Source organism: Bradyrhizobium sp. GW821-FHT13H05 (assembly GCF_058804065.1).
Window position 1 is genome coordinate 347357 of the sequence record NZ_JBXAPO010000004.1, and the last position, 18541, is coordinate 365897.

The 18541-nt window shown below is 64.9% G+C and carries 15 protein-coding genes; 6 read left to right on the forward strand and 9 right to left on the reverse strand.

Translation table 11 applies throughout. The features are described from left to right. Window positions 1-21 precede the first annotated feature (21 nt). Window positions 22-774 (forward strand): oxygen-dependent tRNA uridine(34) hydroxylase TrhO, encoded by a 753-nt coding sequence (gene trhO, locus AC1RR3_RS14955; protein WP_492823805.1) that lies wholly within the window; start codon window positions 22-24, stop codon window positions 772-774. Beyond that, window positions 764-982 carry a SlyX family protein gene (locus tag AC1RR3_RS14960; RefSeq protein ID WP_492823807.1) on the forward strand — a complete coding sequence of 73 codons (219 nt, stop codon included), beginning with the start codon at window positions 764-766 and terminating at the stop codon, window positions 980-982. The genes trhO and AC1RR3_RS14960 overlap by 11 nt, the downstream gene beginning before the upstream one ends. 6 nt (window positions 983-988) lie before the next feature. Here the strand turns inward: AC1RR3_RS14960 and AC1RR3_RS14965 are convergent, their stop codons facing one another. Next, complete coding sequence (locus AC1RR3_RS14965) at window positions 989-2890, reverse strand: diguanylate cyclase domain-containing protein (RefSeq protein ID WP_492823809.1); 1902 nt, start codon at window positions 2888-2890, stop codon at window positions 989-991. A gap of 173 nt (window positions 2891-3063) precedes the next feature. Then, complete coding sequence (locus AC1RR3_RS14970) at window positions 3064-3279, reverse strand: hypothetical protein (protein WP_492823811.1); 216 nt, start codon at window positions 3277-3279, stop codon at window positions 3064-3066. A gap of 105 nt (window positions 3280-3384) precedes the next feature. Between AC1RR3_RS14970 and hemE the strand changes: the two genes are divergently transcribed. Next, window positions 3385-4419 carry a uroporphyrinogen decarboxylase gene (hemE, locus tag AC1RR3_RS14975; protein WP_492823813.1) on the forward strand — a complete coding sequence of 345 codons (1035 nt, stop codon included), beginning with the start codon at window positions 3385-3387 and terminating at the stop codon, window positions 4417-4419. Between the two features lie 330 nt (window positions 4420-4749). Here hemE and hemC read toward each other — a convergent pair whose 3' ends face one another. Genes hemC through AC1RR3_RS14990 form a run of 3 tightly spaced genes read right to left on the reverse strand, consistent with a single transcriptional unit; the run spans window position 4750 to window position 8027 of the window. Continuing rightward, window positions 4750-5730: a hydroxymethylbilane synthase gene (gene hemC / locus AC1RR3_RS14980; protein WP_492823815.1), complete on the reverse strand. Its 981-nt coding sequence runs from the start codon at window positions 5728-5730 to the stop codon at window positions 4750-4752. Window positions 5731-5757: 27 nt separating this feature from the next. After that, the gene (locus AC1RR3_RS14985; RefSeq protein ID WP_492823817.1) at window positions 5758-7383 is read right to left on the reverse strand and encodes a GMC family oxidoreductase; all 1626 of its coding nucleotides are present in this window, start codon (window positions 7381-7383) and stop codon (window positions 5758-5760) included. A gap of 53 nt (window positions 7384-7436) precedes the next feature. Then, window positions 7437-8027 carry a TetR/AcrR family transcriptional regulator gene (locus AC1RR3_RS14990; RefSeq protein WP_492823819.1) on the reverse strand — a complete coding sequence of 197 codons (591 nt, stop codon included), beginning with the start codon at window positions 8025-8027 and terminating at the stop codon, window positions 7437-7439. Window positions 8028-8328: 301 nt separating this feature from the next. Between AC1RR3_RS14990 and AC1RR3_RS14995 the strand changes: the two genes are divergently transcribed. Next, window positions 8329-8694: a nuclear transport factor 2 family protein gene (locus tag AC1RR3_RS14995; protein WP_492823821.1), complete on the forward strand. Its 366-nt coding sequence runs from the start codon at window positions 8329-8331 to the stop codon at window positions 8692-8694. 19 nt (window positions 8695-8713) lie between these two features. Here the strand turns inward: AC1RR3_RS14995 and AC1RR3_RS15000 are convergent, their stop codons facing one another. The 3 genes from AC1RR3_RS15000 to AC1RR3_RS15010 form a co-directional block, all read right to left on the reverse strand. After that, complete coding sequence (locus AC1RR3_RS15000) at window positions 8714-12532, reverse strand: autotransporter outer membrane beta-barrel domain-containing protein (RefSeq protein WP_492823822.1); 3819 nt, start codon at window positions 12530-12532, stop codon at window positions 8714-8716. A gap of 233 nt (window positions 12533-12765) precedes the next feature. Further along, window positions 12766-13209 carry an arsenate-mycothiol transferase ArsC gene (locus AC1RR3_RS15005; RefSeq protein ID WP_492823823.1) on the reverse strand — a complete coding sequence of 148 codons (444 nt, stop codon included), beginning with the start codon at window positions 13207-13209 and terminating at the stop codon, window positions 12766-12768. 24 nt (window positions 13210-13233) lie between these two features. Next, a complete protein-coding gene (locus tag AC1RR3_RS15010) occupies window positions 13234-13713 on the reverse strand; it encodes a MarR family winged helix-turn-helix transcriptional regulator (protein WP_492823824.1) in 480 nt (159 codons plus the stop codon). 50 nt (window positions 13714-13763) lie between these two features. Between AC1RR3_RS15010 and AC1RR3_RS15015 the strand changes: the two genes are divergently transcribed. Continuing rightward, entirely contained in the window at window positions 13764-15257 is a 1494-nt protein-coding gene (locus tag AC1RR3_RS15015) for an FAD-dependent oxidoreductase (RefSeq protein WP_492823825.1), read from the forward strand. Between the two features lie 293 nt (window positions 15258-15550). After that, complete coding sequence (locus AC1RR3_RS15020) at window positions 15551-17512, forward strand: putative bifunctional diguanylate cyclase/phosphodiesterase (RefSeq protein WP_492823827.1); 1962 nt, start codon at window positions 15551-15553, stop codon at window positions 17510-17512. A gap of 47 nt (window positions 17513-17559) precedes the next feature. On the opposite strand, the gene AC1RR3_RS15025 is transcribed toward AC1RR3_RS15020, so the two are convergent. Continuing rightward, window positions 17560-18540, reverse strand: a complete 981-nt coding sequence (locus AC1RR3_RS15025; RefSeq protein ID WP_492823829.1) for a PDR/VanB family oxidoreductase — start codon at window positions 18538-18540, stop codon at window positions 17560-17562. Between the last annotated feature and the right edge of the window lies 1 nt (window position 18541).

Below are 18541 nucleotides of genomic sequence, written 5' to 3' on the forward strand. Positions count from 1 at the left end.
CCGCCTGCTAAACGAGCCGCCATGATCCACAAGGTCGCCGCCTTCTACCAATTCGCCGCCCTGCCCGATTACCGCGAGCTGCGCGAGCCCTTGCGCGCGCTCTGCGCTAGGCTGGCGCTGAAGGGCAGCGTGTTGCTGGCCGGCGAAGGCATCAACGGCACGATCGCCGGCGCGCCTGAGGCGATCGACGCCTTCGCCCACGAACTGGCGCACGGCGACCTGTTCGGGGGGCGCCTCAACAATCTCGAACTCAAATTCTCGACTGCGGAAGCGATGCCGTTCGGCCGGCTCAAGGTGCGGCTGAAGAAGGAGATCGTCACGCTCGGCGATGCGGCCGCCGACCCGACCCGGCAGGTCGGCACCTATGTCGATGCGAGCGAATGGAACGCGCTGATTGCGGCGCCCGATACGCTGGTGCTCGATACCCGCAACGCCTTCGAGGTGGCGATGGGGACGTTCGAGGGCGCGGTCGATCCTGAGATCAAGCGCTTTGGCCAGTTCAAGGATTTTGCCGCCGAGCGGCTCGATCCGGCCAAGCACCGCAGGATCGCGATGTTCTGCACCGGCGGCATCCGCTGCGAGAAGGCCAGCGCGCATCTGCTCGCGCGCGGCTTTACCGAGGTCTATCACCTCAAGGGCGGCATTCTGAAATATCTGGAAGAGGTGCCGGAGGCGCAGAGCCGCTGGCGCGGCGAATGTTTTGTGTTCGACGAGCGCGTCGCGCTCGGCCATGGGCTGCGGCAACGGGACAAGGACGCGAGACGTGACGAATGAGATCAAGACGCTGAGCGAGCGCATCGACACGCTGGAGACGCGCCTGGCCTATCAGGACGACACCATCGAGACGCTGAACCAGACCATCACGGCGCAATGGAAGCAGATCGACGCGTTGACGCGGCAGTTCGCGCAGCTCAGTGAACGGTTGCAGGAAGCCGAAGCGAATGCGCCGGGCCCCGCCAACGAGCCCCCGCCGCATTATTGAGTGATATTACTGGCCGACCGCCTTGGGAAGATTCGCCACCCGAACCGACATCATCAGGCGGTCGCGCCCGGCTTCCTTGGCGGCATAGAGCGCCTGATCGGCGGCCTCGACGAGCGTGCCGACACCGGCGGTGCGCTCCAGCGCCGGCCGGCAGATCGCACCGCCGAGTGAGGCGGTGACGTAGCCCGACGCTCGATTGGTGGTATGGACGAGGCCGGCCTCGCGGATGGCCTTGCGGATCCGTTCGCCGACGCTGGCACAGCCCGCAGCATCGGTGTTCGGCAGCAGCATGGCGAATTCCTCGCCGCCATAGCGCGCCGCCAGATCACCAGGGCGCTTCATCTCCGCCGCGATGACCTGAGCTACCACCCGCAGGCACGCATCGCCCGCGGGATGGCCGTATTCGTCGTTATAGGCCTTGAAGCTATCGACGTCGATCATCAGCAACGCAAGGCTCGAGCGGTCGCGATAGGCGCGCGCCCATTCCTCGTTCAGCCGCTCGTCGAAATGGCGGCGGTTGGCGAGTCCGGTGAGACCGTCCTCGATCGCAAGCGTCTCGAGCTTGGTCTCGAGCTTCTTCTGCTCGGTGATGTCGCGCGAGATCGCGACCACGCCGTCGACATTGCCGTTGTCCTTGCGCGTTACGCGCATGGTCGATTCGAGCCAGACCTCGGTGTTTGTCCGGTGCACGTTGCGATAGGTGATGCGCGCTTCGTCCTTCTCGCCGCGTTTCATGGCGTCGACGACGGCCTGGACCTGAGGCCGATCCTCCGGATGGATGCCTGCGAGCGCGTCCGTTCCGACCAGCTGATTGGCGCGCCAGCCGACGACGCGGTTCGACGACGGCGAGACGTAACGCAGCCGCTCGTCGAGCCCGATGCGGGTGACCATGTCGCTGGAGCCCTCCGCGAGCAGGCGGAAATGCGCTTCCTTCTCGACCAAGGCAGCCGCCATGCTCTGGCCCCGTTGCAGCTGCCGCACCAGCACCGCACCGATCACCGCGATCAGCATGACGAGCGCGAGGACATAGAGCATGCGGGAGACCGCAGCCGCGCGCCAGGGCGCCAGCAGCTCGTCCTTGTCGACGGTCGCAAGCAGGACGAGCGGAAAGCGGCCGGAGCGCTTGAAGAAGCTGACGCGTTCAGCGCCGTCCAGCGGCGACTTGAAATGATAGGCGCCGCTCGGCCGTTGCAGGCTGGCGTCACGGAACAACGGGGTGTCGGCGACACTGCGGCCGACGAACTTGTCGTTGCTGGGGTTGCGCGCGACGATCATGCCTTCGCCATGCATCAACGCCACCGAGCTGTTGCGGCCGATCTCGAACTGCTCGTAGAAATGCGAAAGATATTTCGAGCTGATGGTCGCGAGCACCACGCCGCCAAAGCTGCCGTCCGGCTTGTTGAAGCGACGCGACAGGGTGACGACCCATTCGCCGTCGAGCAGGCTGTTCACGGGACGGCCGATATGAGCCTCGCGTTTCGGGGAGAGCTGGTGATAGCGGAAGAAGGCGTCGTCGCCGAGCGTCGAGCCGATGGTGCCGGGCGCGGTCAGCCAATTGCCCTGATCGTCGATGATGGCAAAGCTGTGCACGCGCTCCATCGACTTCTTGCGCACCTCCATGAGGTTCTTGAGCTTGGCGATCGTGGCGGGATCGGTGCCGTCCATCTCCAGCCGGCTGACCACGCCGACGACGCCGGAATCGAGCAGGTCGAGGCTGTCCTCGGCATGCTGCGTCAGCGAGCGCGCGACGTTCGACATCTCGGTCTCGGCGCCCTTGAGCACCGCGTCGCGGGCGGCCCATTCGCGCCAGCCGCTGACGCCGAGGATGGTCGCGCAGGTCAGCACGACAAACGCCGCCGCGCGCAGCGGCAGGCGGCTCCATCCGGCTCTTTGGGTAGCAGCGCTCATAACGGCAGGGTTCTCCGATCGCTCGGAACCTCTGCCGCTTCTGTTATTGAACTCTGAAATGGCTGCCGAAATCCGCAGCCATATCCCCAGTTTCCCGTAGTCCTACGGACGCAAGGATCAGCGCATCGCTAACAAGACATTAGCGAACCTATCGGAATCCGGCGCCCCTCCCGCTAGCTGAAGATCGCCTTAACCTTGTCCCAGAGCGAGGGGCTGTCGGCGTCGGCATCGGCCTTCGAGGGCGTCGGCTGCGCGGCGCTTACGGGATCGGACGCCGGGAAGCTGTCTTCCAGAGCGGTATCGAGCTTGGCATGACGATCGGCAGCGTGCGCCTCGTGCAGATCGTCCGCGTGCTTGTCGTGCGGCGCGGGATTGAATGTCTCAGCCATGATCTCCTCCATGGCAGGTCAACGCGGCGCATTTGCGCTTGTTCCCCTGTTCCGCTCGGGCCGCAGGCGGTGTATCAGGGACGCCAACCTGCATCAGGATCGTTCGTGCCCCAGTCTGCGACAAAGCCCTTCATCGACGTGCTCTCCGGCCAGCGCCAAGCCGTTCCGCCCATGTGGATGATGCGGCAGGCCGGCCGCTATCTGCCGGAGTATCGCGAGGTGCGGGCCAAGGCCGGCGGCTTCCTCGATCTCTGCTTCAATCCGGAGCTTGCCGCCGAAGTCACGCTGCAACCGATCCGCCGGTTCGGCTTCGATGCGGCGATCATCTTCTCGGACATTCTGGTGATCCCCTATGCGCTCGGCCGCTCCGTGCGCTTCGAGGTCGGCGAAGGTCCGCGGCTCGAGCCGCTGGATGATCCCGCCAAGGTCGCAACGCTCGCTGCGCACGCCGATTTCGGCAAGCTCGCGCCGGTGTTCGAGGCACTCAAGCTCGTACGCAATGCGCTCGATCCCAGGACCGCGCTGATCGGCTTCTGCGGCGCGCCCTGGACGGTGGCGACCTACATGGTCGCGGGCCACGGCACGCCCGACCAGGCGCCGGCGCGGATGATGGCCTACCGGCATCCGGAGGCGTTCTCCAAGATCATCGACGTGCTGGTCGAGAGCTCGATCGCGTATCTGCTGGCGCAGCTCGCCGCGGGTGCCAATGCCTTGCAGATCTTCGACACCTGGGCCGGCGTGCTGCCACCGGCCGAGTTCGCGCGCTGGTCGGTCGAGCCGACCCGGCGCATCGTCGAGGGCGTGCGCGCGAAGGTGCCTGACGCGAAGATCATCGGCTTTCCGCGCGGCGCCGGCGCGCAATTGCCTGGTTATGTCGAGGCGACCGGCGTCGACGGCGTCAGCATCGACTGGACCGCGGAGCCGGCCTTCATCCGCGAGCGCGTGCAATCACGCGTCGCCATTCAGGGCAATCTCGATCCGCTGGTGCTGATCACCGGCGGCGCCGCGCTCGACCGCGCGGTGGACAATGTGCTGGCGAACTTTGCGCAGGGGCGCTTCATCTTCAATCTCGGCCACGGCATCCAGCCGGAGACGCCGATCGCCCATGTCGAGCAGATGCTGAAGCGGGTGCGGGGGTAGAGGTCAGCACCTCTTTTGCGGCCATCCTTCGAGATGCGCGCAAGAGCGCGCTCCTCAGGATGAGGTCCTGATTTGCGGCGCCCCCCGAACAAAAATGCGAAAACAACCCCATGCACAGTAGACAAGTCATTGAAGAATTTGACATCGCACCGGGTTTGTATTTTCCGAAATATCGTTTGACACGTCGGGCAACACAGGCGCATAATGGCATCATCACAGCGCTGTCCCCCTCGTCATTGCGAGCGCAGCGAAGCAATCCAGAATCTATCCGCGGAGACAGTCTGGATTGCTTCGCTGCGCTCGCAATGACGGCGGAGAATGCGGGGAAGACTAGCGCGGCCGGCTGCGCTCGATGATCTCGGCGGCGCCCTTCGTCAGCAGATCCAGTCCCACCGCACGGCCGAGCTCACGCGGACGGTTCGCCGGGCCAGTGCCTGAGGCCTCGATGATGGTGTTACCGGAGAGGTCGAGCACGGACGCCGTCAGCGACATCTGATCGCCTGCGATGGTCGAGAAACCCGCGACCGGCGAATTGCAGTGGCCGTTGAGCACCCAAAGCACCTCGCGCTCGGCATCGGCGCAGGCGTGTGCAGCGGGATCGTCGATCGATGACAGGATCTGCCGCGTTTGCCAGTCCTGCGCCGCGCATTCCACGGCGACGATGCCTTGCCCTGCCGCGGGCAGCATCTCTGCTGCAGTGAATTCGTAGGCGATACGGCTGGACAGGCCGACGCGGTCGAGACCTGAGCGCGCCATGATCAGCGCATCGGCGGGACCGACCGAACCACCATCCGGCAACTTCTGCTTCTCACCGTTGTCCAGCTTTCGCACGCGCGTGTCGGCCGCGCCGCGGAAGTGGATCACCTCGACGTCGGGAAACAGCCGCCGCGCATAGGCGGCGCGGCGCACCGCATTGGTGCCGATCTTGAAACCCTTGCCGCGCGACTGGCGCAGTGCTTCCAGCGTCACGCCGTCGCGCAGCACCAGCGCGTCATTGGGCGGATCGCGTGACAGCGTGGCGCCGATGACGAGGCCGGGCGTATCCTCGTTGCCAGGCATGTCCTTCAGCGAATGCATCGCCGCCTGGAGTTCGCCCGACAGCACGGCGGCGCGGATCTGCGCCACGAAGGCGCCGCCCTTGCCGCCATGCGGCAACAGCTTGCTGGTCTGGTCGAGGTCGCCCGTGGTGTCGAACTTGACGATCTCGACATCGAGACCGGGCACGGCTGCGGTCAGGCGGCGCGCGATCTCTTCCGTCTGTGCCAGCGCCATCACGCTCTTGCGGGTGCCGATCCGTAGTCGAGTAGCCAAGCTCTTATCCTCTCAAGACGCGCGGATTTACCGCACCTCCTCCAATATCATGTCGGAGGCCTTCTCGGCGATCATGATGATCGGCGCGTTGGTGTTCCCCGACACGAGGTCCGGCATGATCGAGCCGTCAACGACGCGAAGGCCCTCAAGCCCCCTCACCTTCAGCCGCTGGTCGACCACCGACAGCGCGTCATTGCCCATACGACAGGTCGAGGTCGGATGGTAGATGGTGCTGCCACGCTCACGGCAATAATCCAGCAGTTCGGCATCCGTCGATACCTTCGCCCCGGGATCATACTCATTGACCACGAACGGCTTCAGCGCCGGCGCGTTCAATATCCTGCGCAGGATCTTGAGCCCTTCGACGTTGGTGGTGCGGTCGGTCTCGGTCGACATGTAGTTGATGCGGATCTCCGGCGGCACGGTCGGATCGGCGCTTTTGATGCGTAGGGAGCCACGGCTTTCGGGCCGGAGCTGGCAGACCGAGGCCGTGAAACCGGAAAAATCATGCAGCTTCTCGCCCATCTTGTCGGTCGAGAACGGCAGGAAGTGGACCTGGATATCCGGCGAAGCGAGCCGCGGATTGGTCTTGAAGAACGCGCCGGCCGTGCCGGCTGCGATCGTCAGCCAGCCTTTCCGGAACAGCGCATAGCGCGCGCCGGCCAGCGTGCGCCGAAGCGGATTATTGACGGTGTCGTTGAGCGTGATCTTTTGCGAGCAGCGCATCACGATGCGGACCTGCATGTGATCCTGGAGATCGTGGCCAACGCCCTGCGCGTCGAGGACCACGTCAATGCCATGCTTGCGCAGGAGATCGGCGGGACCGACGCCGGAGAGCTGGAGCAGCTGCGGCGAGTTGTAGGCGCCGCTCGACAGCACGATCTCCCTGCTTGCCCGCGCACGGCGCACATTTGCACCTTGCCGGTATTCGACGCCGACGGCGCGGCGTCCCTCGAACAGCACGCGCTGGCCGAGCGCCTCGGTCTCGATCTTGAGATTGCTGCGTGTCTTCGCAGGACCGAGATAGGCCACCGCGGTCGAAGCGCGGCGTCCGTTGCGCGTCGTGGTCTGGAACAGGCCAACGCCTTCCTGCGTGGCGCCGTTGAAGTCGGGATTATAGGGCAGACCGGTCTCGACCGCGGCGTCCATGAACGCTTTCGACAGCGGATCGGTCACCACCATGTTGGAGACCGGCAGCGGCCCGCCGCTGCCGTGATATTGATCGGCGCCGCGCGCCTGGTTCTCGGCCTTCTTGAAATAGGGCAGCACGTCGTCATAGCCCCAGCCGGCATTGCCGTGCTGGCGCCAGCGATCGTAGTCCTCGTGCTGGCCGCGCACATAGAGCAAGCCGTTGATCGAGCTCGATCCGCCCAGCGTTTTTCCACGCGGCTGGAACACCTGCCGGCCCTTCAGCTCGGGCTCCGGCTCGGTCTGGTACATCCAGTTGACGCTCTTCTCCTTGAACAGCTTTCCATAGCCGAGCGGCACGTGGATCCAGATGTTGGAATCCTTCGGGCCGGCCTCAAGCAGCAGCACCGAGTGTTTGCCGTTCGCCGAGAGCCGGTTGGCGAGCACACAGCCGGCAGAGCCGGCGCCAACGATGATGTAGTCGAACTCAGGATCTGACGGCGTGAGGGAGGGATTTGCGTTCATGCGCTACTGTTCTTCTTGTTGGTGTGGGCGTTTCCGTGTCGTGGTTAGCACAATCATGCAGCGACGCGCAGCGCCTCGACCAGTGACTTGAACGCACGGGCATATTCCGCGCCCGCCCTTGCGATATCGGCGCGTCCGGCGCAGGCGACCGCGGCCTCCGTCACCGCGCCGAGCAGCAGCCGCGCCAGCGGCTCGACCGGCTGCTTTGCGATCAGGCCGGCCTCCATGGCGGCAGCGATCGCGCGCGGCATCTTGCCGCCAAAGTGCTGCGCGTCGATCTCGCGCCAGCGTTCCCAGCCGAGCACGGCGGGGCCGTCGCGCAAAATGATCTGACCGGTCGGGCCCTTGGCGGTCGCCGCAAAGTAATGCTGGGTGCCGGCGACCATCGCGGCGAGCACATCCTTCTCGGCCCGCGCGGTGCGGTCGATCTCGGCGACGAGATCGCGCGAGACGAGGTCGAACACGGCCTCGAACACCGCCTCCTTGGTCTTGAAGTGATGATAGACCGCGCCTTTGGCGACGCCTGCTGCCTCGGCAATCGCATCCATGGTGGTGGCTGCAAAACCCTGCGTCCCGAACAGCCGGCGCGCCGCTGTCAGGATCGCCTCCGATGTCGCCGCGCGTCGCTCTGCCTGTTTGGCCATGGGTCTCGTCTAATCGAATTCGCACGAGGCGGCCGGTCAGTTCTGTGATGACTGGACACGTCGAGCCACACTGACGCTGCACCCTCTCCCCTTGTGGGAGAGGGTGGCTCGCCGCGCGAGCGGCGAGACGGGTGAGGGGTTTCTATCCTCAAGCGCAGCCTCGCAAATGGATAGAGACCCCTCATCCGGCGCTTCGCGCCACCTTCTCCCACAAGGGGAGAAGGAAGGAAACCAGCGCCATTGACTTTTCGACCATCGGTCGGTATTTACCGACCATTAGTCGGTTTAATGTGAGGTGCGTATGCCGAGCCGTGACATCGTCGAAGCTTTTGCGAAGCGCCTGGAGGATGGGGACTTCATCGGCGCGATTGAGCAGTTCTGCACGCCGGACGCCGTGACCTATGAGAATAACACCGCGCCCACCGTTGGCCGCAACAACCTCGTCGCCAAGGAGCGCGGCGTGCTGGCGATGTCCCGGGAGGTCAAGGCCGTCCGCGTCGGGCCGAGCCTGATCGAGGGCGACAACGTCGCCTCGCGCTGGATCTTCAGCTTCACCAATGCTGAGGGCGTCACGCGCAATCTGGAGGAGATTGCGTGGCAGACATGGCGCGGCGATCAGATTGCCGAGGAGCGGTTCTTTTACGACCCGAAGCAGCTCGGGCGATGACGTCTGGAGAGAACCGGCCTCACCAGGCGTAACGCACCACGCCCTTGCCGGCATAGCTGCGCGTGACGTCCGAGAATTCGCCCTCGAACGTCGCAGCCGCCGCCCAGCCGTTCAGCCACTTCTTCTCGGCTGATGCGGTGACCAGCGCCGCGTCGGACGCCATCGCGGCACCATTCACGACGAAGCTGGCGCCGGGCAATATCTGGAACGTGGCCCCGATCGAACGGTTGGAATTGAAGTCGTGCGCCCAGGCGACACGGCCGCGCAGCGTGACGATGCCGTCGTCTTGCGCGAACGCCTTGTCGGTGCGCAGGCCGAGCTCGCTGCGGGTGTCGGTGACGCTCTTGGCGCCATAGGCGAGCGCGAACTGGTTGCTGCCTGAGATCGCCTGTTCGGCATAGGCCGGCAGGTCGAACGCGGTGACCTGCGCCGCCGCATACGGCGTCAGGCCGATGCCCTGCGAGACGAAACGATAGCCGCCCTCGAGCCGGCCCGAATATGTATTGGCGTTGAACTCGGCGCGCAGGCGATCGACGCCGGCAACGGTGACGGTGCGATCGGTGGTGATGTCCTGCCAGCCATAGGCCAGCGCGCCGGTGATGTAGGCCGGTCCCGCGTTGTGACGGAAGAAGGCGCCGGCCTGGAACAGGTCCGAGCGGCCGCCGCCGAGATTGCCCGCCACGGAGAAATTGGTGCCGCCACCGGCGAGCGCGAAGCCGAGCAGCGTGTCGCGCGACAGGCGATAATCCGCACCGACCGCGGTCGCATAGAGGCTGCTGGTGGTGGTGTTGGAGCCGAGCGCCGAACTGCCGTCGGTCTGCTGCGAGCCACCGAAGCCGGCCGCCCAGACGCTCCAGCGCTGCGCGAAGGACGGCGCGACGGGGGCCTTGGTGTAGGCGGCGAAGGCATCGCGTGCACTGGCCGCACGGCCCTTCCCGGTCGCCGCGTAAGCCATGCTGTCATCGGCATAGGCATTCGGCGCACCGCCGGCGCTGACGGGATCGCCGCGACCAGCAACGAAGGGGTCCGTCATCACACCCATGAACTGGGTCATGGCGTTGAACGTCGACTGTTGCGGCGCGCTGCCGACCTCGCCGGAGAGTTGCGTCAGCCCTGACGGCGTCAGGCTGCCAAACGCCATCGGGATCCCGCCGGTGGTGTTGAAGAAGTTGACGATCGTATTGCCGACGTTCTGCTGGTTGACGTTCAGGTTGCCCGACGGCGGCGCAAAGTTCAGGATCAGGTTCAGATACGCGTGGGTGTGGCCTGCGTCATAGCTGATGCTGGTGCTGAAGCCCGCGGGCAGACCAAGGGTCGAGACGGTGGGATCGAACGCGCCGGTGATGCTGCCGGCGGACAGGACCGTGTATTGCTTCGCGACATAGCTGCCGGCTGCAAAGTTCGCACCCAGGATCGCGCCACCGAGATTCGCATTGCCGGTGACGATGCCAGAGGTGGACGTCGCCGGCGTCACTTCCACGAGATACGTCGAAGCGGCGGCCATGACGAGGCTTCCGGAAACCGTCATGGATCCGCCGACCGTGCCTCCGCCGGGCGTGAAGACGCCCCCATTGACGGTGAGATTCCCGACGGTGCCGACACCCAGGATTGAGCCGCCGTTCAAGGTCGTCATCGACGAGGTGGCAATCGAGCCATCGACCTTGAGCAGGCCGCCGTCGACCGTGGTCGTCCCGGTGTAGCTGCTGGTGCCCGTCAGCGCCTCGGAGACGCCACTGGAAATGATCAGATTGCCGCTGCCCTGGATGGCGCCGGCAAAGACCTGCGTGCCGCCCGCAATCGTCAAATCCTTGGCGCCGAGCTTCACGGTGCTGCCGCTGACGCCCGAGAAATCGGTGATCGAAAGACCCGTGGTGACGCCGGAGATGTCGAGCGTTCCCGCCGCGTTGGTGAGGCTCACCGCGCCGCCGATGGTGCCGCTGCCGGTCACGAACACCGTGCCGCCGGAGATCGTCGCCGCCCCGCTGATCGTGCCGGTATTGTTGAAGGTGCCGCCGTTGTTGGTCAGCGTCGTGATCGAACCGCCGTTGTTGTTGAACGTTCCGGACGTGTTGGTCACACCGGCCATCTGGCCGAAGTTGGTCACCGTGCCGCCGTTGTTCGTCGTCGCGCCCTGGACAAAGGCGGTGCCGGCATTGAGGAATGAGCCGCCCGTCAGTCCGAGGGTGCTCGCAAACGTGCCGGCATTCTGCACGATGCCTGAAGATATGGTCGCGGCGCCAGTGACCCTGCCCTGATCATCGTTCTGGAAGGTGCCGCCATCGTTGGTCAGCGTCGTGATCGTGGCGTTGTTGTTGTTCCTGAACGTTCCGGAGGTGTTGGTCACGCCGGCCATCGTGGCGTTGTTGTTCACCGTGCCGCCGTTGTTGGTCGTGGCACCCTGGACCTGGCCGCCGACGTTGTTGGTGAACGTGCCGCCGGTCAGGCCGAGCGTGCTGGAGAAGGTGCCAGCGTTGGTCACGGTGCCCGCGGAGACCGTCGCGGCGCCGGAGACCGTCGCGCCGCTCGCATTCGCGAAGGTGCCGCCATTGTTGTTGAGCGTCGTGATCGAACCACCGTTGTTGTTGTTGAACGTTCCGGACGTGTTGGTCACGCCGGCCATCGTGGCGAAGCTGTTGATCACGGTGCCGCCGTTGTTGGTGGTCGCGCCCTGGATTTGGGCATAAGAACCGACGTTCGTGAGGGTGCCGGCCGAGACCGTCACGGCGCCGGAAATCGTTCCATTGTTGTCGAAGGTCCCACCATTGTTGTTCAGTGTCGTGATCGAACCGATGTAGTAATTGGTGAATGTTCCGGACGTGTTGATCACGCCGGCCATGGAGTCGTAGTTGCTGGCGTCGCCGCCGTTGTTGGTGGTGGTGCCCTGGATCTGCCCGTGAACGCCGTTGATCAGGCTGCCGCCCGTCATGTCGAGCGTGCCGGCGATCGTACCGTAGTTCCCCAAGCTGCCCGCCGACATGGTCGCGGCGCCGGAGATCGTCGCGCCGGTCGCATTGATGGCGCTACCGCCGTTGTTGTTCAGCGTCGTGATCGTACCGCCGTTGTAGTTATTGAACGTGCCGGAGGTGTTGGTCACGCCGGCCATGGTGGCGTAGTTGGTCACCGTGCCGCCGTTGTTGGTGGTCGCGCCCTGGATCTGGCCGCCGACGTTGTTGGTGATCGAGCCGCCCGTCAGAGAGACCGTGCTGGTGATGGTTCCTGCGTTGGTCGTGCTTCCCGCCGACTGGCTGAGCGCACCCGTCACGGTGCCATTGTTGCCGAAGATGCCGGAGTTGGTGATGTCACCAACGACGTTGTTGCTGTTCGTGAAGGTCGCGCTGTTGGTGATGGTCGAGGTGAGCGAGCCGCTGTTCACGAGCGTGCCGGCGGTGATGCTGGTCGTGGTGAACGAATTGGTCCCGCTCAGCGTCAGCGTGCTGGCGCCGGCCTGCGAAATTCCCGCGCCGGTCATGTTGTTGCTGATCGAGATGGACTGGCCGGCATTGGCGTTGTTGACGAGGTTCGGCCCGGCGCCGTTGAAGTTCACGGTCGAGCCCGAAATCGTGTAGCTCTGGGACGTTGCAGTGAATGTCCACGAATCCGGCGCGATCACGCCGCCGCCCGTGTTGATCGCCGTACTCGCCGGGCCCGCGCCGCCATCGCCGAATTGGGCGGACTCACCGGCAGCCGTGGGCGGCGTGCCGTTGGACCAGTTGGTGAAGAGATTGTAAAAGCCTGTGGTGGTGGTGCTGCCCGCGCCGCCCCAGATCGATTGGGCCTGAGCCGGAATTGCAAACAGACAGCTCGCCAGTGCCGAGGTCGCGAGCAGCAGACGCTTCATTCCCATTCCAACCACCGGCAATTCCAAATTCCAAAATTCGCGTCTAGATAGAGTAAATGGAACCTTAAGTTCGCACTATGTCCAATAGGCAACACTGCGCGGCAATCTGATACCAGCCATCATATTTCGACGCGCGAGGCTGCGACGGGAGCGCATTTGTGCGCTGGATGAGACAGCGTGAAAGACTTGGCGGGCCGATCAGTTGATCGAGGAGCGGTTCTACAGCTGGGGCACTAGATTTTCAGGCGCCCGATCAGCCCGCGTACCAGTTCGTCGATCTTGCCGAGCGCCGTCCGGGGATCGAGGAATTCGATATCATCCACGTCCCAATATTCGATGCGATCGGCGACCGCCGAAAAGCGAAGCTCGATCATGGGACGATGCTCGGCCTCCTTCAGCGCGACCACGAGATCCGTGTCTGCGAAGTCGGCGAGCGTGCACAATATCGGAAGCCGCGCAGCGCCTCCCGCTTCGATGCCCTTCGCTTGCAGGGCGTGCAGCGCATGGGGCGAAATCGGCCCGACGTTCTCAGGCGAGAGTTTTTCGGCCACGGCACGCGAGAACGAAAGCCACCCAAGTCCCTCCAGCCGGGCGCGATGGTTGAAAATCTCCTCGGCATAGCGGCTTCGATAATAATTGCCGGTGCAGAGAAACAGCACGCGATTGGTCTTGCTCATCAGGCAGCGCTTTCGGAATCAATTCTAGGTTGGGTCGCCCGGCGCGATCATCGCGTCTGCGAGCTTGCGCATCAAGCGCACGAGATCTTCGACATCCCGATCGTCCCAGCTTGCAAACATCCCGCCGACGATCCGTTCGCGCGCCCGATCCACCGCGTCCGTCATGGCCTTGCCGCTCGGCGTGACCGTGGCCTCGCTGACGCGGCGGTCGGCTTCGCTGGCGTGGCGCCTGACCAAGCCCAGGCTTTCCAGCTTCGCGACCTGCCGGCTCACTGTCGTGTAGTCCCGCCCCATCCGGTCGGCGAGATCGACGACGCCGATCGGGCCGCGGCGCTCGATACCGACCAGCAGTGGAAACAGGGCGCGATCGAGCGAGATGCCGGCTTCGCGGATCATCATCTCGTCACCCTGCTTGCGGTTGATGACGCTGATGATGTCGATCAACGCCTCGTGAAGCGAACGGACCTGCTTTTTAATATGTGTATTTTGCACTCTTCTTGACATCCCGACTGCCCTCGCCCTAATGTGTGCATATTACACATATTGAGGGACCCATGACAAAGCAATTCACGGCGGACGTCCTGATCTGCGGAGCGGGTGCGGCCGGCCTCACGCTCGCCATCGATCTTGCACGGCGGGGCGTATCCTTTCGGCTGATCGAGACGAAAGACGCTCCGTTCCACGGCTCCCGCGGCAAGGGCATCCAGCCGCGCACCCAGGAGATCTTTGAGGATCTCGGCATCCTCGACCGCATCGTGGCGGCCGGCGGCCTTTACCCGCCGGAGCGCAAATACAGCGGCGATGGCAGCTTCACCGAGTCCGATGTCGTCGAGCGCATCGATCCGACGCCCGCCGAGCCCTACCACACGGCACTGATGATCCCGCAATTCCTGACCGAGGGCGTGATGCGCGAACGCCTGCGCGAACTCGGACAAAGGGTGGAGTTCGGCTGCGAACTGGTCGGCCTCGCGCAGGACGAGGACGGCGTGACCGCGCGTCTGTCAGGCGGGACCGGCGAGGAGACGATACGGGTGCGCTACCTCGTCGGCGCCGATGGCGGCCGCAGCTTCGTGCGTCACGCACTCGATATCGGCTTTCCCGGCAAGACGCTCGGCGTGCGCGCCGTCGTCGCCGATGTTGTCCTGACGGGCCTCGACCGCACGGCATGGCACCGCTTCAACGATGGCGCGATGGATCGCCAGATCGCGCTGTGTCCACTGGCCGGAACGGAGCTCTTTCAGTTGCAGGCGCCGGTCCCGCTCGAAGGCGAGGTCGATCTGTCGGCGGAAGGACTTTCGAAGATGATCGCCGAGCGCACCGGGCGCCGCGACATTCGCGTTCACGCCGTGCATTGGGCCTCGGCCTATCAGATGAACGCGCGTCTCGCCGATCACTACAGAGACGGCCGCGCGTTCCTGATCGGCGATGCGGCTCACATTCATCCCCCGACCGGAGGACAGGGCCTCAATACCAGCGTGCAGGATGCCTACAATCTCGGCTGGAAGCTCGCCGCGGTGATCGGCGGGGCCTCCGCGATTCTGCTCGACAGCTATGAGAGCGAACGCCGTCCCGTCGCTGCAAGCATGCTTGGCCTTGCCACCGAATTGCTGGAAGCCGCCAAGCGCGGCGAGCTGAAGCGCGGCCGCGAGGTGCAGCAACTCGACATCGGCTATCCCGGATCGCCGCTGGCGCTCGAGCAGCCGGAGCGCGCGGCAGGTTTGCTCGCGGGAGATCGTGCACCGGATGCACCGCTGCGCGGTGCGGCCGGACAGTCCATGCGCCTGTTCGAGCTGCTCAAGGGCCCGCACTGGACACTGCTTGGCTATCGGGTGAAACGCGGAGCCGTGCCGGCACGCACGGGACTGCATATCCACTGTATCGGCCCGGACGGCGAGCTGATCGATGAAGGCCAGCACTTCCGCGGTGCATATGCCGTCTCGCCCGGGGACTGGGTGCTGGTGCGTCCAGACGGCTACGTCGGCGCCTTCGTCGGCGCGCAGCAGACCGATGCGCTCGCGCGTTTCCTGGACGAACAGGGGCTGGTCTGAAGAACGGTTCTATTGCGGATGCAGTTGGGACGCAGAACGCGCGTCCCGGACACTGGCGTCATCGCCCGGCTTGACCGGGGCATGACAGCGGAGGTGATCGCGAACACTCTCCCCGTTACAGCCGTAACGCAGCGCGCCGCATTTGTATCGATTTGTTATCGATACTCCGGATTGAACACGCAGAAGTGGTCGCGGCGATCGCAGCAGCCAAGGATAATTCATAGTTCGTCAAAGGTTTGCGGAGAATTCTCCCGATCGAGCCGGACGAACGGCCCAAGCTGCTAGGCTCTGGAATGCGGACTCAACTGACCAGCTATTTCGCGCGGCTGTTCGCCGGCGATCTGTCGGCGTTCGGCGGTCCCGCAACCGACGACGCGATGGCTGGCCATATCCGCGCCGAACAGATGGCGCTGGTGCTCGGCTATTCGGTCGGCATCATGCTCGCCAATGCCTGCAACGCCATCGTGCTGGCGATTGCGCTGTGGCATTCGCCGGACTGGAAGCTTGCCCTGATCTGGGCGGTCGTCGTCGCCGGTGCCGCGATCGCGTTCGGGCTGCAATCCCACGCCTCGCGCCGCATCACCAAGCCGCAATTCGTCTCGCAGCGCGCCGTGCACCGGCTGGTGCGCAATGCCTTCGTGCTCGGAGCGGCCTGGGGCATCGTGCCCGTTGCCTTCTTCGCGAACGCCGCGACCGGCGGCCAGCTCGTCATCACCTGCCTCTGCTCCGGCATGCTGGCCGGCGGTGCGCTGGCCTTCGCGACCCTCCCGATCGCAGCGATTGCCTTCACGACCCCCATCTTCATCGGCATCGCGATCTGCCTCGGCCGCGACGGCGATCCCGCCTATGTGCTGGTGGCGATCCTGGTGGCGGTCTACGGAACCGTGTTGCTCCGCGCGGTGTTCGTCAATTCGCTGTCGTTTGCGCGGCGCGTGATCCGGCAGGTCGAGGCCGAGCGCACGGTGCGGCAGGATCCGCTGACGCTGCTGCCCAACCGCTTCGCCTTCAACGAGACACTCGATGCCGCGCTCAGGCGCCTCGCGCTGTCGGGCGAAGAGTTCGCGGTGCTGCTGCTCGACCTCGACCGCTTCAAGGAGGTCAACGACAAGTTCGGCCATCCCGCCGGCGATGAATTCCTGGTCCAGGTCGCAAACCGGCTGCAGCGCTGCACGCGCGCGGCCGAGCACGTCGCTCGGATCGGCGGCGACGAGTTCGCTCTGGTGATGGCCAATCTGGCGCGCCCCGAGGATGCGCTCGAGATTGCCGAGCGCTTCGTCACGGCCTTCGCCGAACCGTTCCTGATCGAGGGGTGCGAGATCGTCGGCGCAACCAGTGTCGGCATCGTGCTGGCGCCGCGTGACGGCAACACGCCGCTCGACGTCATGAAGAACGCCGACGCCGCGCTCTATCGCGCCAAGAAGGCCGGACCCGGCACGGTCTGCTTCTTCGAGGAAGCCGACGACAGGGCCTCGCGCGACCGCAAGGCGTTGCAGGCAGACCTCGAAGGCGCGGTCGCGCGCGACGAGCTGTTCCTCGCGTTCCAGCCATTCCTCGATCTCGACAACAACCGCATCACCGGCTTCGAGGCACTGCTGCGCTGGCAGCATCCCTCACGCGGATTGGTGCCGCCGAGCGAGTTCATCGGAATCGCCGAGGAGACCGGGCTGATCCACGAGATCGGCGAATGGGTGATCAGGCGCGCCTGCGCGACGCTGGCGGACTGGCCGGAGGAGATCAGGGTCGCCGTAAACTTCTCCGCGGCGCAGTTTCACAACGCCGGCATCCTCCAGACCATCGTGCAGGCGCTTGCGGACGCAAAGGTCGCCCCGCACCGGCTGGAGATCGAGATTACGGAATCGATGCTGCTGTCGAAATACGGCTCGGCCGCGTCGATCCTCAACGCGCTGCTGGAACTCGGCGCGACGGTCGCGCTCGACGATTTCGGCACCGGCTTTTCGTCACTGACTTATCTGCGCAAGCTGCCGTTCAGCCGCATCAAGATCGACCAGTCCTTCATCCGCGACATGCTGGTGCAGCCCGACTGCGCCGCGATCGTAAAATCGGTGATCTCGCTGGCGCGGGACCTCAATATCGGCGTGGTCGCGGAGGGCGTCGAGACTGCCGATCAGCTCGAATATCTCAGGCAGTTCAGCTGCGACGAGGTGCAGGGCTATCTGATCAGCCGGCCGGTGTCGGCCGATGGCGTGCTGGCGCTGCTGAACACGAAGAAGTATCGGGCGACTTTTGCGGCGTAGTTTTTCTGCCGCCATCCTTCCTTGCTGCCGTCTCCCGAGGCGCCGCCTCACACCGCATCCGCGCGGAGCAGCGTATCCACCGTGATCGTACCCCGTGCACGTGAAACGCAGGCGCAGATCTTCTGGTTGCTTTGCTTCTGATGGTCGCTGAAGAAGACATCGCGGTGGTCGATCTCGCCGTCGACGGCGACGACGTCGATGGCGCAGAGGCCGCATTCGCCGCGCTTGCAATCGTACATCACGTCGTGACCGCTGGCGTTGAGCACATCCAGCATCGAGCGCTCGCGGGGGATTTCGAGCTCGACGTTCGAGCCCTTCAAGCGCACGCGAAACGTTTCGGTCGGCAGCGTGCCGCTGGAGCCGAAAGTCTCGTAGCGGAGATCTGGGAGCGGATGGCCGGCGCCGATCCAGGCGTGGCGCGCGGCATCCAGCAGCCGCATCGGGCCGCAGAACAGCGCCAGCGCGCCATGCGGCAGTGAGGCGAACAGCGCGTCGAGATCGAGCCGGCGGCCTTCATCGCTGGCATGAACCACAAGGCGCTCACCGAGCATCCCTGAGAGATCGTCGAGATAGGCGGCCTCAGTGCGTGAGCGCACGGCATAATGCAGGGTGACATCGGCCCCGCGCCGCGCCAGCGCTTGCGCCGCGCCCAGGATCGGCGTGATGCCGATGCCGCCGGCGATCAGGCAATAGTTTTGACGTGCCCAGTCCACCGCGAGCAGCGAAGCTGGCTGCGTGATATCGAGCCGCGCGCCCGGCTGCAAAGACCACATGTAACGCGAGCCGCCGCGGGAATCCTCGGCGCGGCGCACCGCGATTTTGAGGCCGCGCGAGGTGGCTTCGCCGACCAGCGAATAGGACCGCGTCTCCGGCAGGCCGTCGATGGTGACGCTGACATTGATGTGGCTGCCGACCGGATAGGCTGCGCCGTCGAACTGATCCGGCAGGATCAGGAATTCGCGGATGCCGGGGGCAAGATCGCGCGTCGAGACAAGCGTCGCCGGAATCCAGGTTTCGATAAAGCGCATG

Bases quoted from the DNA above. Each gene is read 5' to 3' on its own strand.
- trhO (WP_492823805.1), top strand. From the start codon at position 22: ATGATCCACAAGGTCGCCGCCTTCTACCAATTCGCCGCCCTGCCCGAT.
- AC1RR3_RS14965 (WP_492823809.1), bottom strand. From the start codon at position 2,890: ATGAGCGCTGCTACCCAAAGAGCCGGATGGAGCCGCCTGCCGCTGCGC.
- AC1RR3_RS14970 (WP_492823811.1), bottom strand. From the start codon at position 3,279: ATGGCTGAGACATTCAATCCCGCGCCGCACGACAAGCACGCGGACGAT.
- AC1RR3_RS14985 (WP_492823817.1), bottom strand. From the start codon at position 7,383: ATGAACGCAAATCCCTCCCTCACGCCGTCAGATCCTGAGTTCGACTAC.
- AC1RR3_RS14990 (WP_492823819.1), bottom strand. From the start codon at position 8,027: ATGGCCAAACAGGCAGAGCGACGCGCGGCGACATCGGAGGCGATCCTG.
- AC1RR3_RS14995 (WP_492823821.1), top strand. From the start codon at position 8,329: ATGCCGAGCCGTGACATCGTCGAAGCTTTTGCGAAGCGCCTGGAGGAT.
- AC1RR3_RS15000 (WP_492823822.1), bottom strand. From the start codon at position 12,532: ATGAAGCGTCTGCTGCTCGCGACCTCGGCACTGGCGAGCTGTCTGTTT.
- AC1RR3_RS15005 (WP_492823823.1), bottom strand. From the start codon at position 13,209: ATGAGCAAGACCAATCGCGTGCTGTTTCTCTGCACCGGCAATTATTAT.
- AC1RR3_RS15010 (WP_492823824.1), bottom strand. From the start codon at position 13,713: ATGTCAAGAAGAGTGCAAAATACACATATTAAAAAGCAGGTCCGTTCG.
- AC1RR3_RS15015 (WP_492823825.1), top strand. From the start codon at position 13,764: ATGACAAAGCAATTCACGGCGGACGTCCTGATCTGCGGAGCGGGTGCG.
- AC1RR3_RS15020 (WP_492823827.1), top strand. From the start codon at position 15,551: ATGCGGACTCAACTGACCAGCTATTTCGCGCGGCTGTTCGCCGGCGAT.
- AC1RR3_RS15025 (WP_492823829.1), bottom strand. From the start codon at position 18,540: ATGCGCTTTATCGAAACCTGGATTCCGGCGACGCTTGTCTCGACGCGC.